At 75.6% G+C, this 12962-nt stretch carries 15 protein-coding genes; 7 read left to right on the forward strand and 8 right to left on the reverse strand.

All coding sequences use genetic code 11. From position 1 onward, the window contains the following. Both VM95_RS13235 and VM95_RS13240 read right to left on the reverse strand, forming a co-directional pair. Nucleotides 1-681, reverse strand: a 681-nt coding sequence (locus VM95_RS13235; protein ID WP_045695941.1) for a M23 family metallopeptidase, incomplete at its 3' end; no start/stop codon positions are given. An 11-nt stretch (nucleotides 682-692) separates the two neighbouring features. Continuing rightward, entirely contained in the window at nucleotides 693-1682 is a 990-nt protein-coding gene (locus VM95_RS13240) for an alpha/beta hydrolase (RefSeq protein WP_045695945.1), read from the reverse strand. Nucleotides 1683-1960: 278 nt separating this feature from the next. On the opposite strand from VM95_RS13240, the gene VM95_RS13245 reads away from it, so the two are divergent. Beyond that, the gene (locus VM95_RS13245) at nucleotides 1961-2428 is read left to right on the forward strand and encodes a hypothetical protein (protein ID WP_052707342.1); all 468 of its coding nucleotides are present in this window, start codon (nucleotides 1961-1963) and stop codon (nucleotides 2426-2428) included. A 59-nt stretch (nucleotides 2429-2487) separates the two neighbouring features. On the opposite strand, the gene VM95_RS13250 is transcribed toward VM95_RS13245, so the two are convergent. Then, a complete protein-coding gene (locus tag VM95_RS13250; protein WP_052707343.1) occupies nucleotides 2488-3342 on the reverse strand; it encodes a neprosin family prolyl endopeptidase in 855 nt (284 codons plus the stop codon). A 194-nt stretch (nucleotides 3343-3536) separates the two neighbouring features. Here VM95_RS13250 and VM95_RS13255 point away from each other — a divergent pair, with 194 nt between their 5' ends. Next, on the forward strand, nucleotides 3537-4904 hold the full coding sequence (locus tag VM95_RS13255) for a helix-turn-helix domain-containing protein (protein ID WP_045695947.1): 1368 nt from the start codon (nucleotides 3537-3539) through the stop codon (nucleotides 4902-4904). A 58-nt stretch (nucleotides 4905-4962) separates the two neighbouring features. Here VM95_RS13255 and VM95_RS13260 read toward each other — a convergent pair whose 3' ends face one another. Both VM95_RS13260 and VM95_RS42520 read right to left on the reverse strand, forming a co-directional pair. After that, nucleotides 4963-5514: a YciI family protein gene (locus VM95_RS13260; RefSeq protein WP_045695952.1), complete on the reverse strand. Its 552-nt coding sequence runs from the start codon at nucleotides 5512-5514 to the stop codon at nucleotides 4963-4965. A 58-nt stretch (nucleotides 5515-5572) separates the two neighbouring features. Beyond that, nucleotides 5573-5728, reverse strand: coding sequence for a hypothetical protein (locus VM95_RS42520; protein WP_157882089.1), 156 nt, complete (start codon nucleotides 5726-5728; stop codon nucleotides 5573-5575). 114 nt (nucleotides 5729-5842) lie between these two features. Here VM95_RS42520 and VM95_RS40250 point away from each other — a divergent pair, with 114 nt between their 5' ends. Continuing rightward, entirely contained in the window at nucleotides 5843-6568 is a 726-nt protein-coding gene (locus VM95_RS40250; RefSeq protein WP_157882090.1) for a hypothetical protein, read from the forward strand. Nucleotides 6569-6575: 7 nt separating this feature from the next. Here VM95_RS40250 and VM95_RS13270 read toward each other — a convergent pair whose 3' ends face one another. Together VM95_RS13270 and VM95_RS42525 are read right to left on the reverse strand one after the other, a co-directional pair. After that, complete coding sequence (locus VM95_RS13270) at nucleotides 6576-7085, reverse strand: hypothetical protein (protein WP_045695955.1); 510 nt, start codon at nucleotides 7083-7085, stop codon at nucleotides 6576-6578. Then, entirely contained in the window at nucleotides 7082-7474 is a 393-nt protein-coding gene (locus VM95_RS42525) for a hypothetical protein (RefSeq protein WP_045695958.1), read from the reverse strand. Before VM95_RS42525 ends, VM95_RS13270 begins: the two co-directional genes overlap by 4 nt. 520 nt (nucleotides 7475-7994) lie before the next feature. Between VM95_RS42525 and pqqA the strand changes: the two genes are divergently transcribed. The 4 genes from pqqA to pqqB are packed head-to-tail and all read left to right on the forward strand — an operon-like array spanning nucleotide 7995 to nucleotide 11179. Next, nucleotides 7995-8174 carry a pyrroloquinoline quinone precursor peptide PqqA gene (pqqA, locus tag VM95_RS13280; protein ID WP_045695963.1) on the forward strand — a complete coding sequence of 60 codons (180 nt, stop codon included), beginning with the start codon at nucleotides 7995-7997 and terminating at the stop codon, nucleotides 8172-8174. Next, complete coding sequence (locus VM95_RS13285; protein ID WP_045695967.1) at nucleotides 8159-8893, forward strand: thiaminase II/PqqC family protein; 735 nt, start codon at nucleotides 8159-8161, stop codon at nucleotides 8891-8893. Before pqqA ends, VM95_RS13285 begins: the two co-directional genes overlap by 16 nt. Next, complete coding sequence (pqqE, locus tag VM95_RS13290; protein ID WP_052707345.1) at nucleotides 8890-10299, forward strand: pyrroloquinoline quinone biosynthesis protein PqqE; 1410 nt, start codon at nucleotides 8890-8892, stop codon at nucleotides 10297-10299. Before VM95_RS13285 ends, pqqE begins: the two co-directional genes overlap by 4 nt. A 7-nt stretch (nucleotides 10300-10306) precedes the next feature. Beyond that, complete coding sequence (gene pqqB, locus VM95_RS13295; protein ID WP_045695970.1) at nucleotides 10307-11179, forward strand: pyrroloquinoline quinone biosynthesis protein PqqB; 873 nt, start codon at nucleotides 10307-10309, stop codon at nucleotides 11177-11179. An 80-nt stretch (nucleotides 11180-11259) separates the two neighbouring features. Here pqqB and VM95_RS13300 read toward each other — a convergent pair whose 3' ends face one another. Continuing rightward, nucleotides 11260-12900 (reverse strand): outer membrane protein assembly factor BamB family protein, encoded by a 1641-nt coding sequence (locus tag VM95_RS13300; protein ID WP_045696074.1) that lies wholly within the window; start codon nucleotides 12898-12900, stop codon nucleotides 11260-11262. Between the last annotated feature and the right edge of the window lie 62 nt (nucleotides 12901-12962).

Here is a 12962-nt window from a genome sequence, read left to right on the forward strand (position 1 = left end):
GCCGTTGACCGCCGTCTGCCAGGCGTGCGAGACGCCGTTCGCCCCGGCCGCGAACACCTCCAGCCGGCCGTCCGCCGAACGCGCCGACACCACCTTGCCGGACTGCGCCGGGTACGCCGGCGGCGCGGGGCGCGGACCGGTGCCCGGCGTGCAGGGCATGGTGATGCCGCGCTCCGCGAGGTACGGGATCGGGTCGGTGCGCACGGTCGCGCCCGCGTCGGCCCAGACCCGCAGGTGCAGGTGCGGGCCGCTGGACTCGCCCTCGCTGCCCATCAGCGCGATCAGCTGGCCGGCCGCCACGTGGTCGCCGGCGGCCACCTCCCGTTCGCGCATGTGCCCGTACTCGGTGATGGTCCCGTCCGGGTGGAGGATGCGGATCCACTGGCCGTAGCCCTGCGCCGGGCCGGAGGCCGTCACCTGGCCGTCGCCGGCCGCGTAGATGGGGGTGCCGTAGTCGTTGGCGATGTCGATGCCGTTGTGCTCCGGGGTGTAACCCTGGGAGATGTAGCCGGCGGCCGGGCAGGACGCCGCGGCTCCAGCGACGGCAGCGGAGGCGGTCAGGGCGGGTGCCGCCGTGGCGGTCGCGGCCGCGGCCGGCGCGGCCGGTACGGCGACCGGCAGCAGCAGGGCGGCCGCGGCCAGGGCGAGCCGGTGGGCGCGGCGGGAGAGGGACGGGAACACCGGTGCGCCCCTCACGCCTTGCGCAGGCGGTCGATGATGCCGTCGAGGTCGAGCCGCATCATGTCGGGACGGATGATGTGGCCGCCGGGCACCTCGTGGGAGTCGTGCGGGATGCCCGCCCGGTCCAGCGCGGAGCGGAACTCGCGCTGCCCGGCCAGCACCTGCGGCTCGTTGACCTGGCTGAACCAGTCGACCGGGTCGGGGCTGGTCCCGGCCACCAGGAAGACCCGCTTGTTGCGGTAGCTCTCGATCCGCTCGACCGGGTTGTCGGCGCTCACCCGGGCCTGGTCCCACAGCGGCGCGCCGTAGATCGTGCCGCCCGCCAGGTCCAGCGCGGCGGAGGAGGCGTTGGCCCAGTGCGCCACCAGGCCGCCGTCCCGGCGCAGGCTGGCCGGGCCGGAGTGGGCGCTGACCGAGGCGAAGTGGCCGTAGTACTTGGCGGCGTACTTCAGCGCGCCGAAGCCGCCCATCGAGAAACCGGCCACCGCGCGGCCGTCGTACTCGGCGTAGGTGCGGAAGTTGGCCTCGACCCACGGCAGCAGCTGGTTGATGTGGAACTGCTCCCAGTTGCGCGGGCCCACGTTGGAGCTGACCGGGTTGGAGTACCAGCCGGCGTGCCCGCCGTCCGGCATCACCACGATGATCGGCTTGCCGATGGTCCAGTCGCGCACGCCCATCCGGTCGAAGGTGATGAAGTCCTGGTCGGTGCCGCCGCCGTGGAACAGGTACAGCACCGGGTAGGTGCGCCCGCTCGTCCAGTAGTCGTCCGGGAGCAGCACGTTCACGGCGGGGTTCCAGCCGATCGCGGAGGTCTGGAAGCGGTAGTACCACATCCGCGGGTCGCTCTCGTTGCGGTCCACGATCGTCAGGCCGAAGCCGTTGTCGGCCGCCGCCGCGGACCGCGCCGAGGCCAGCGAGCCCGCGGCGCCCAGCGCCAGCGCGGCGCCGAGCCCCCCGGCGGACTTGAGGATGCTCCTGCGGGTGGGGTGGTGCGCGGTCAACGTGGCCTCCTGGGAGCGCGTGACGGCGGTCCGTCCGGACCGCCGGGTGTCGAGCGGTTGGGACGGTAGCCACGCGCCGCGCGGCGTGGAACCCGGAACCATCCGGACTGACAGCGGCCGACCGGCAGCCGAGACTGGTCCCTCCCGCCGGGGTCGGCCGAGCAGGCGGATCGGCTCGCCCGGGGGAAGGCCGCGATTGAGCGATCCGCCGCCGCCGCCCGTACCGGTGACTGAGGGCCCCGCCGCGCGGGCGGGGCGCCACCCCACCGGAGCGGACCATGGGCCTGAACCTCCTCCACCGCGGCACAGCCCTCGGCCCGCGGCTGCTCACCCGACTGCTGCTCCAGGCGGTGACCGCCGCCGCACTCGCCGTCGACGCCGCCGTCCACGCGGACCTCGCTCCCGACTACGACTTCGGACCCGGCCCGACCCAGGGCACCCTGTTCCGGGTCGAAGCCGCCGCGGCCTGCCTGGCGGCCCTCCTCGTCCTGTTCGCCGGCCGCCGCTTCGCGGTGTGGGCGTTCGCCTTCCTCGTCTCCGCCTCCGCCCTCGGCGCCGTACTCCTCTACAGCCACGTCGACGTCGGCGCGCTCGGGCCGCTGCCGAACATGTACGACCCGGTCTGGTACCCGCAGAAGACCGCCAGCGCGGTCGCCGAGGCGGTCGGCACCGCCGCCGCGCTGGCCGGCCTCCTGCTCAGCCGCCCGCCGCGCTGGGGCGGGCGGTGGCGCCGGCGCCGGCTCTGAACGTCCCGGGGGGGACGCCTCGGAGCGCCGCCGCCGCCGTGTTCTGCTCCGAACCGCCGTCAGCAGGGGCCGGCGCCGGGGCCGCCCAGGTGGAACCCGGTGGGGGTGACCCGTCCCGAGTCGTACAGGGCGGGGCTGGTGGCGGTGACCGTCAGCCGGGCGGGGTCGGCGGAGTCCACCAGCTGGAAGTCGCGGATCCAGCCGGAGCCGGGGGCGCTGCCGAAGCGGCCGTCGCCCATGGACTCGCAGGTGCTGCCGGCCGCGTGGGCGACCTCGCCGAAGGCGGTGATGACCTGCGTGCGGGTGTAGCCGCCGTTCCAGAGCGAGCCGGGGAAGTAGCCCACGGCGTGCTGGTTGTAGAAGATCCACCAGTCGCCGCCGATGTTCACGATCCCGTAGCGTCCGGCGTCCCCGGGCCGCAGGGCCATGCCGGCGGTCACGGTGCGCGAGACCGGCACGAAGCCGCAGCCGTTGTAGCAGCTCTCCTGGCCGTCCACCCAGTGGTAGACGAACAGGTGCGGCAGCAGGTCGCCGTTGAGGCCGAGGTCGACCGTCCAGCCGACCTCCACGGTGGACTTCTTGTCGGCGGACTGCACGGCCAGCTCCTGCAGCGAGTGCGAGGAGGTGTCGCCGGGCTTGACGGTGGGGGCGGCCTGGAGCATCTGGACGCTCGCACCGGCGGCGTCGGTCGTCTGGCGGCCCGACACGTAGTCGTAGCAGGCGCCGAACCAGCAGATCGGGCCGGAGCCGGCGGCGAGCGGTGCGGCGGTGGAGGGCACCGCCGGCGGGAGGGCGTGGCTCGTGGCCGGCGCCGCCGCCGTGGTCGCGGTGGCGGCGGTGGCCGGGGCGGCGGCCGTCAGGCCGAGGGTGGCCGCCAGGACGGCGGTGCCGAGGATGGTTCGCCGAGTGCGCATGGGGGTCCGTTCAGCGAGAGCGAGTAGGGGGATGGCCGAGTCCGGTCCGGGGGGTCCTGACCCGGCGTTAACTGATGGCTTAACCTGACTTACATTCGGGCTTAAGTCAATGGCTGTCACACCGGCACGCCATAGCCTGGACACGGCAGCGGCCGGCACGCGGCAGCGCGACCGGGACGGGGAACAGGAGCGGCATGGCGGACGACCGGCACGACGACCGGCTGCGGATCGGCAGACGGATCCAGGAACTGCGCGCCGAACGCGGGCTCACCCAGCGCGCGCTGGCCGAGCCCGCCTACACGGCGGCGTACGTGTCGACCCTGGAATCCGGCAAGGTCCGCCCCTCCGACACCGCACTGCGCTACCTCGCCGAGCGGCTGGGAGTCAGCGCGGACCAGCTCGCCACCGGACGCCCCGCCCATTTCGCCACCGATCTGCGGCTGCGCCTGGCCGACGCCCGCCAGACCCTGTGCACCGGCGAATCGGCGGACGCCGCCGCGCACTTCACCGAGCTGGCCGCCGAAGCCGGCCGCTACGAGCTGGCCGACGAGCAGGCGGCGGCACTGCTCGGGCTGGGCGACTGCGCCCTGGAGATCGGCGAACTCGACGAGGCCATCGGCCACTTCCGGGCCGCCGAGGACCTGCTGCGGGACGCCCCGCTGCCCCGGCGGGTGCCCGCGCTGCGCGGCCGGGCGGTCGCCCACCTGCTCGCGGGCGACGTGCGCTACTCCTGCTACCTGCTGGAGAGCACGATCGACCGGCTCAACGCGGGCGGGCTGCCCGATCCGCAGGCACTGCTGCTGCTCTACTCCGCGGTGATCGCCCCCTACCTGGACCTGGGCGCGCACCGCCGGGCCGTGCAGGCGGCCGAACTGGCCCTGGCCCTCGCCGCGCAGGTGGACGACCCGATCGCGGTGGCCCGGCTGCACCGGTCGGTGGCCCGCACCATGCTGGCCGACGGCCGGGCCGCCGAGGCCGACGCCTCGCTGGCCCGCGCCCAGGAGCTGTACCAGCAGCTGCGGATCCGCACCGAACTGGCGCACTGCCACTGGATGCGCGGCTACCTGCGCGCCCAGGACGGCGACCTGCCCGCCGCCGAGCGCGAACTGCGCACCGCCCGCGCGATGCTGACGGACCGTCACGCCGCGCTCTACACCCAGCAGATCGACGTCGAACTGGCCGACGTGCTGCGTCGGTCCGGCCGCGGCGACGAGGCGGCGGCACTGCTCTCGGACCTGCTCGGCTCGCTGCACCCCAAGCGCGGCGCGGTGCACGCGGGCGCGGCCCACCGGCTGCTGGGGCGGATCGCCGAGGAGCGCGGCGCGGTGGCCGACGCCGAGGAGCACTACCGCACCGCGCTGGAACTGCTCCAGCACGCCGGGGCCACCGCCGATCTGGCCGACCTGTGCCGGCTGCTCGGCGACCTGCTGCGCCGCACCGGCCGCGCGGAGGAGGCCCTCGACGTCTACCGCAGCGGCCTCGGGCACCGGGCCACCCCCGGCACCACCACCCTCGGCCCGGCGCCGGCCGCACCACCGCTCGGGTCGAACGCGTCGATCTAGTGCGGCCGGTGAACGGTGTCGCCCTCGCCGGACCGGCCCCGGTCGGGTCCCGGCGCTGTCAGGACGGCCGGCCGCCGGGGTGCCAGGGGTGGACTTCGATGCTCGCGTAGCGGTCCGCGGTGAGGACGGCCCGGGCGGCGGCGGGGCCGGGGGCGCGGAGGATCGCGGCGGTGCCGAGCCAGGCGGTGGCGTCGTCGGAGAGCAGCGGCCCGTAGGCGACGAGGTCGTCGCGGTTGGCGGGGACGGTGAGGTCGGCGGGCTCGCCCTCGCCGAGGCCGAGGACGAGGAAGCGGTCGTCGCCCTCGCGGCCGCCGGGGAACTCCCACATGGTGCGCCCCAGCAGGTTCCGCCAGCGGCGCAGCAGCACGTCGCGGTAGACGCCCGCCTGGTAGGTCGGCTCGTCGAAGGCGAACGCACGGGCGGCGGCGGGATCCGGCAGGTCGAGGATGTGCACGCTCCCGGTGGGCAGTTCCCGGTCCTCGGTGAGCGTCGGGCCCCGGGCGATCATCTGCTGGGCGAAGCCGTCCATGTAGGACCAGTGCGTTTCCAGCATGTCGTCGCGCAGCGGCAGCGAGCCGGGCCGGTCGCGGTGGTAGGTGAGGAACTCCATGCCTCATGATCACCGCGGCCCGGCCCTCGGCGCGAGCGGATTTCCGGTGCCGGCGGCGTCAGCGCCGGGACGGGCGGCGCGGTGGTGAACCCAGCGCGCGGAGAACGGAGTTGTCGAGCGGGCTGGCGGTGAGGCGGAGGACCAGCGCGGTGAGTACGGCGCGCAGGCGGTGCGCCGGGCGGACGGGGGAGTGGAACGCGGTGAAGACGGACATGCGGCTCACCTCCGGGAGCGATGGCCTGCGGATCCGCAGGTGATCACCAGCCTGGACCCGTGCGGCCCCGCCACGGGCGTTCTTGACGGTCTGCTGACGGGGCCCTGACGGAACGTGAATTCGAGTGCCCAGGTCCCGCGGCCCTGGCCGGAGGCCGTGCACGCGCTGATCGCCGCGCAGCAGCGGGCCGTGGACGGCCTGCTCGGCGCACCCGAGGCCCGGACGGTGGTGATCGACTCCCGGGCGGCACTCCGGGGCCGGCGCCGCGCGCGCCGGACCGCCGCCCCGGCGGCCGCCGGCGTGCTGGTCGCGGGCCTCGGCGTCGGCGGGTACCTGCTGTGGGGCCCGCAGGACGGGGCGGGGGTGCCGGACAAGTACCTGAAGGCGCCGATCTGCGCGGAGGCGGCGGGCGGGCTGCACCTGCCGGCCGACCAGCGCAAGCCCGACAAGGACTGGTACGTCGAACGGTCCGGCACCGCCGAGACCCGCTGCTCCTGGTACGGCTCCTCCGTCGTCCAGGGCGTCCGCTCCGAGGACCACGACCCGTCCGCCACCGTCCAGTGGGAGTTGCGGCGCAGCGCGGGCAACAGTGAGAACGCCACCAAGGCGCAGCGCGACGACTTCTCCGCCGCGGCGAAGGACCGGCAGGCCGATGCCCCCGGCATCGGCGACGAGGCCTACTGGGACAGGCCCGGCACCGGCGAGACCTGCGCCCTGGTCGTCCGCGACGGCAACCTGCGCCTGTGGGTCCGGCTCGGGGGCGAGGACCACCCGGAGCCGGACTGCAAGGCGCAGGCCGCCGCCGTCGCCCGGGCGGCGCTGGCCGCGATGCCGCGCTGAGGCGGGGTCAGGGGTACTGCGGGGTCGGGCCGGGGACGACCGGGGCGGTGGTGCTCGGGGTCGGCTTCGGCGGGGCCGGGCGGTCCGGGCCGTCGAACGCGCCCAGCAGGAACGCCAGCAGTATCCCCGCCGCGCCGAGGGCGACGGCGGCCAGCACGGCACGGAGGCGTTGCCGCCCCGCGCCGCCGGACGAGGCGACGGCGCCCGCCGCGACGAACTTGCCACTCTGGAAGGGAACCGGTGCCTGGGCCGGTTGGGGGCTCCAGCGCCCGCCCGGAACCGGGGCGAAGAACGGTGGCCGGGGTTGCCACGGCGGCGCCACCGGCGGCAGAACCTCCGGTCGCCGCTGCTCGGGCACCGCGCCCGCCCGTACGGCCGGCGGCGGAACGTCCAGCAGCGACGCCAGGAACCGCCGCCACCAGGCCACTTCCGGCCCCGGCCGCGGGCATGCCGAAGGCGCGCCCGGCCCGCCGTCCGAGGCGAGCAGCGAGCGCAGGTACCGGCGCTGGAAGGTCACGGGCCGACCTCCTCGGGCCGGCGCGGTGCCGGATCCGCCGCGTCGCCGTCCGGCGCGGGGCCCTGGACGATCTCGCGGACGCTGCCGAAGGTCCCCAACTGCCGGATCAGCGCCGGTGCGGAGGCCCCGGCGGCGACCGCCGCGTACAGGCCGGTGACCTGCGAGTGCAGCAGCCAGCCGGTGAGGGCGCCGAGGGCGACCCGGCTGAGGCCGGCGGCGAGGTCGGCGGTCGGGTCGATGTAGTGGCGCAGGGGCGGCATGCGGCGGCGTTTCTCGTCGCGGGCCTTGTGCCGGGCCGCCTGCCAGGCCAGTAAACGTCCGTTGGCGATGACCAGTTCGACCAGTGCGCCGCCGACCGCGCCGTATCCGGCGGCCTGAGCCCAGTCCAACCGTGCTCCCTCCAGGGCGGGTTGTGATGTGCGGGCCAAGCATCGTGCATCCGGGGGTGGTGGATCAAGGCGGTTGGTGAACTCTTGGGGCCGCGCCGGCCCGGGGCGGTCAGCGTGCCTCGGCGGCCGCGCCCGCCCGCGTGCCGGGTCGACCGGGACGACGAGGACCGCCTGCGGGCTGCGGATCAGCGGCGGCATCGAGGACCCGCTCGGCCGGACCTCCACCGCGGCCCCGCCGGCCACCCTTGCCGCCACCGTGTCCAAGGCCCCCATGGGGGCGATGCTCTCGAGCCCCCGCGGGGGAGTCGACCGCGGTGTCCGGTCGGGCGAACATCACCCGGGCGGGTGAGCGGTGCGCCGCCCCTTCCCGGGCACCGGCGGGACCGGCGGGCCGGGGCCCGGCGGGCGTCCGGCACCGCACCGGCCCGCGTTCTCGACCGGCGGCCGAGGGCACGGGCTCGTACCGTCCGGGCAGAGGGCTCGCGTGTCCTCGTCCCACCCCCGAACCGAGGAGGCAGCCATGGATGCCGCCCGCACCCCGTCATCGCCGCCGTCACCGCCGCCGGGGGCCGGCGCCGCGCCCGCGGCCCGGCCGGCGGGCGCCAGGCCCGTCTGGTCCGCGCCCGCCGTGGAGTGCCACCGCACCGGCGCCGAGGTCACCGCGTACGCCGGACGGGCCGCGCAGTGGCGCGACCGCTGAGCCGCGAGCGGTTCGCGGCCAGGCTGTACGACCTGCGCGGACGGTACTGGGACACCCACCCGTTCCACCTGCGCCTGCACTCCGGTGGCTGCACGCCACCGGAGCTGCGGCGCTGGGTCGCCAACCGCTGGTACTACCAGCTCTGCCTGACCCGCAAGAACGCCGCGATCATCGCCAACTGCCCGCTCCCGGAGGTCCGCCGGGCCTGGGCCGGCCGCCTCGCCTACCAGGACGGCCCCCGGCCGGACGGCCACGGCCCGGACGGCCCGCGCCCGGACGTGCCGGTCGGCGCCGAGGGCGGCCTGGCCGACTGGCTGGTGCTCGCCGAGGCGGTCGGCCTGGACCGCGCCGAGGTCCTCGACGAGCGGCACGTCGCCCGCGGCGTGCGCTTCGCCGTCGACGGCTACCTGCACTTCTGCCAGACCCGGCCGTGGACCGAGGGAGTGGCGGCGGCGCTCACCGAGATGTTCTCGCCCGACCACATGGCCGAGCGCGTCACCGCCTGGCGCGCGCACTACGGCTGGATCGCCCCGGCCGGGTACGCCTACTTCGAGCACCGCATCCCGGTCGCCCGGGAGGACAGCGCCCGCACCCTCGAACTCGTCCTGGACCACTGCGTCACCGAGGCCCAGCAGCAGGCCGCCGTGGCCGCGCTGGCCTTCAAGTGCGAGGTGCTGCGGGCCATGCTGGACGCCGTCGACTACGGGCCCGACCGATGAGCACGGCCCCCGCCCCCGTCCCCGGCCTGCGTGCCGGCGTCCGCCTGGTGCACGACCCGGTGCGCGGCCGCTCCGCGCTGCTCCACCCCGAGGGCGTGCTGCTGCTCAACGCCACCGCCGCCGCCGTGCTGCGGCACTGCGACGGGCGCCGCGAGGCGCGAGCGGTCACCGCCGGGCTCGCCGAGGAGTACGCCGGGGTGGACGGCGCCCAGGTGGACGCCCTGCTCGCCGACCTGGCCGAACGGCGGCTGCTCGCCCTGGACGGCACCGGCGCCCCCGCCGTCCCCGCGGCCGCCGCCGCACCGCCCGCCGGCGCCGGCACCGTCCGCACCCCCGCCCCGCTCGGTCTCATCGCCGAACTCACCTACCGCTGCCCGCTCCAGTGCACCTACTGCGCCAACCCGGTCGAACTCGCCCGCTACCGCGCCGAACTGGACACCGCGCAGTGGCTGCGGGTCCTCGACCAGGCCCGCGCACTCGGCGTGCTCCAGCTCCACCTCACCGGCGGCGAACCGCTGCTGCGCCCCGACCTGGCACAACTCGTCGCCCACGCCCGCACCTTGGGCCTCTACACCAACCTGGTCACCAGCGGCGTCCCGCTGGCCGCCGGCCGCGCCGGCGAACTCGCCGAGGCGGGCCTGGACCACGTGCAGCTCTCGCTCCAGGACACCGACCCGAACCGCGCCGCCGCCGTCGCCGGGCTCGCCGCCCACGACCGGAAGCTCGCCGCCGCCCGGCAGTTCACCGCCGCCGGCCTGCCGCTGACCGTCAACGCCGTGCTCCACCGCGGCAACCTGCCCCGGCTCGGCGCCCTCGCCGACCAGGCGGTCGCGCTCGGCGCCGACCGGGTCGAGCTCGCCCACGTCCAGTACTACGGCTGGGCCTGGCGCAACCGCGCCCACCTCGCTCCCGACACCGAGCAGGTCCGGCAGGCCGAACGGGACGTGGCCGCCGCCCGGCGGCGCCACGGCGGGCGGATCGAGATCGTCCACGTCGCCGCCGACCTGCACGGCGGCACCGTCAAGCCCTGCATGAACGGCTGGGGCCGCGAGCAGCTGGCGGTGGCCCCCAACGGCGACGTCCTGCCCTGCCTCGCCGCCGCCGGCCTGCCCGGCCTGACACCGCCCAACGCCGTCACCGACGGCCTGGCGGCGAGCTGGCACGACTCGCCCGCCTTCAACCGCTTCCGGGGCACCGACTGGATGTCGGAGCCCTGTCGCAGCTGCGCGCTGCGCGAGCTGGACCACGGCGGCTGCCGCTGCCAGGCCTACCAGTTCACCGGCGACCCGGCCGTGACCGACCCGGCCTGCCGCCTCTCACCGCACCACCACCTGGTCACCGCCCCCGCCCCGGCCGGATCGGCGGCCCCGGTGCCCCGGCGCTTCCACCGAACTCCTGGCGAATGAGCGCGAGTTGAAGATCCGCATCCTCGGAACCACCGCCGGCGGCGGCCTCCCGCAGTGGAACTGCGGCTGCACCGAATGCGCCGCCGCCCGCCGCACCGGTACCGCCCGCCACCAGGACTGCCTGGCCGTCAGCGGCGACGGCCGCGCCTGGTACCTGGTCAACGCCTCCCCGGACCTGCGGACCCAACTCCTGGCGACCCCCGAACTCGCCCCCGCCCCCGGCACCCGCGACACCCCGCTGCGCGGCGCCCTGCTCACTAGCGCCGAACTCGACCACACCCTGGGCCTGTTGACCCTGCGCGAAGCCGCCGGCCTGACCATCCACGCCACCGCCGCGGTACGCCACGCCCTCCACCACGCATTCCCCGCGGGCCCGCTCCTCGCCGCCTACACCACCGCCGACTGGCACACCGTCACCCCGGGCAAGCCCGTCCACCTGGACGGCGGCCTGAACGCCGAACCCTTCGCCCTCGGCGGCAAGCGCCCCCGCTACGCCGCCGACCTCCCGGACGGCCCCGACTGGGTGACCGGCTACCGCTTCACCGAGGACGGCGGCGCCGCCTGCGCCGTGTACGCCCCGGGCCTCGCCGACTGGACGCCGGCCATGGACCGCGCGGTGGCCGGCGCCGACCTGGTCCTGCTCGACGGAACCTTCGCCACCCCCGACGAACTCGCCGCCCGCACCTCCGGCGCCCGCCGTTCCCCCGGCATGGGCCACCTCGCCGTCCGCGACTCCCTCCCGCACCTCGCCCGCCACCCCGGCCCCCGCTACCTCTACACCCACCTCAACAACACCAACCCCCTCGCGCGCGACACCCCGCCCGAGCTGACGGCAGCGGGCGCCGCGGTCGCCGAGGACGGCCTGCTGATCGAGCTCTGACCCCGGGGCGGCGCGGACACGGCTGTGCCCGACCGGAGGAACCGGTCGGGCACAGGATCCAAGAGCCGGGCCTCAATCCGTCACTGGCTGCCGAAGGCCACGATGTGGCCGTCCCTGGTCCCGACGAACACCCGGCCGCTGTCCGTCGCGGGGACGACGAACTTGGCCGCCGTGCCGATCGGGAAGGACCGGCGCAGGTGCATGACGCCGTTGACGGGCACCGCGTCGTACACCCGCAGCTCGCCGCCGACGCCGCCCGCGCCGGAGCCGGACCAGACCGCCCAGACCAGCGCGGAGCCGGGGTTCGTCCCGTTGGAGGTGACCACCGGGGAGCCGGAGCCGTAGCCGAAGCCCTCGTTGCTGGTGCCGGCGCTGGTCAGGGTCGGGACGCCGGAGCCGTTCAGCCCGTACCTGAGCGCCCGCATCGGGGAGCGGCCGTTGCCGGTGTCGGTGGACACCGTGTAGACGTAGCCGCCGCCACCGCCGAAGACCGCCGGGTGGCCCCAGACGCCCTCGAAGGGGCCGGCCATGCTGACCGGGTTGTCGGTGCCGTTCGGGCCCTGGCCCATGCCGCCGAGGTTGTCCCGGTCCAGCAGGAAGACCCGGCCGTCCTTGCCGACCTCGACCAGCAGGTGCGGGTGCGTGGCGGTCCCGAAGCCGGACGGCAGGGCCGTCGGCCCGCCGGAGCCGAGGTCGGTGTCGTTCGAGTCCATCGTGCGGTTGTTGGTCGGGCTGAAGAAGTCCTTGGCGCTGAGGCTGCCGTCGCTGTTCACCCCGAGCCGGATCACCGACTCGCCGAGGTGGCCGGGGGGCCGGTTGCCGGGGCCGGGGCTCGGCGAGGCGCCCGTGCCGGCGCCGTTGCCGGTGGCGACGAAGATCCGGCCGGTGCCGTCCGAGACCAGCCCGCCGCCGCTCTGCCAGATGCCGGCCTCCATGGTGTCGGAGCCGGCCTCGGTGGACCACAGGGTGAGCTTGCGGGTGCTGACGTTGACGCCGACGACCTGGCCGACGTACGGGCCGGTGTCGCAGTAGGAGGCGAAAGCCGCGTAGACGGAGCCGTTCATCAGCAGCAGGCCGGGGCGCCCGTTGGCCGTCTTGGCGTTGAACGGGTGGCCCGGGCTGTTGGTCGGCGTGCCCTGGATGGTCACCGGCCAGCCCGAGCGCTCGGCGCCGGTGGACGCGTTCAGCGCGTGCAGGTACCAGTGCGGGTGGTCGACGTCCGGGCCGTCGTTGGCCTTGCTGGTCAGGTAGACGGTGTTGGAGGAGGAGTCGTACACCGGCGTGGCGGTGATGCCGGTGTGGGCGGCCGGGTCGTTGCAGCTGACGGCCGAGGTGGGCCAGGCCGGGCCGAGCTGGCGGGTCCAGTTGGCCTTGCCGGTGGCGGGGTCGAGGCCGTAGACGTCGTTGTTCTCGGTCGCGGCGATCACGTTCGTGCCGGTGACCAGCGGCTGGGCCAGCACCGCGCCGCTCACCGCGGTCGACCAGCGCTGCCCGAACGCCGAGGAGGACACCTGGGCGTGCGACAGGTTCGGCTCGTTCGCGTCCCAGCCGGTGCGCTTGTTGTTGAGCGAGACGGTGGGATCGACGGCCTGCGCCGGTGCCGCGAAGCCGAGCAGCAGCAGGCCCGCCGCGGTCGCCGCCCCCGCTCTCAGCCGGAGCAGTGCCCGTCCCCTCCTTCCTCCTCCGTCTCGCCGGTGCGTCGGTGAACTGAGTCGCGTCATGTGATCCGCCCTGGTCTCCGGTTTGCCGTGGCCGCCGAGATCCGGCCGAGCGCCCATTGTGG

Origin of the sequence: Streptomyces rubellomurinus, assembly GCF_000961885.1 — a bacterium.
Classification (GTDB): Bacteria; Actinomycetota; Actinomycetes; order Streptomycetales; family Streptomycetaceae; genus Kitasatospora; species Kitasatospora rubellomurina.

Coding starts and splice junctions, on each gene's coding strand:
- VM95_RS13245 (WP_052707342.1), top strand. CDS start 1,961: ATGGGCCTGAACCTCCTCCACCGCGGCACAGCCCTCGGCCCGCGGCTG.
- VM95_RS13300 (WP_045696074.1), bottom strand. CDS start 12,900: ATGACGCGACTCAGTTCACCGACGCACCGGCGAGACGGAGGAGGAAGG.
- VM95_RS13260 (WP_045695952.1), bottom strand. CDS start 5,514: ATGGAGTTCCTCACCTACCACCGCGACCGGCCCGGCTCGCTGCCGCTG.
- VM95_RS13255 (WP_045695947.1), top strand. CDS start 3,537: ATGGCGGACGACCGGCACGACGACCGGCTGCGGATCGGCAGACGGATC.
- VM95_RS42520 (WP_157882089.1), bottom strand. CDS start 5,728: ATGTCCGTCTTCACCGCGTTCCACTCCCCCGTCCGCCCGGCGCACCGC.
- pqqE (WP_052707345.1), top strand. CDS start 8,890: ATGAGCACGGCCCCCGCCCCCGTCCCCGGCCTGCGTGCCGGCGTCCGC.
- pqqA (WP_045695963.1), top strand. CDS start 7,995: ATGGATGCCGCCCGCACCCCGTCATCGCCGCCGTCACCGCCGCCGGGG.
- VM95_RS13250 (WP_052707343.1), bottom strand. CDS start 3,342: ATGCGCACTCGGCGAACCATCCTCGGCACCGCCGTCCTGGCGGCCACC.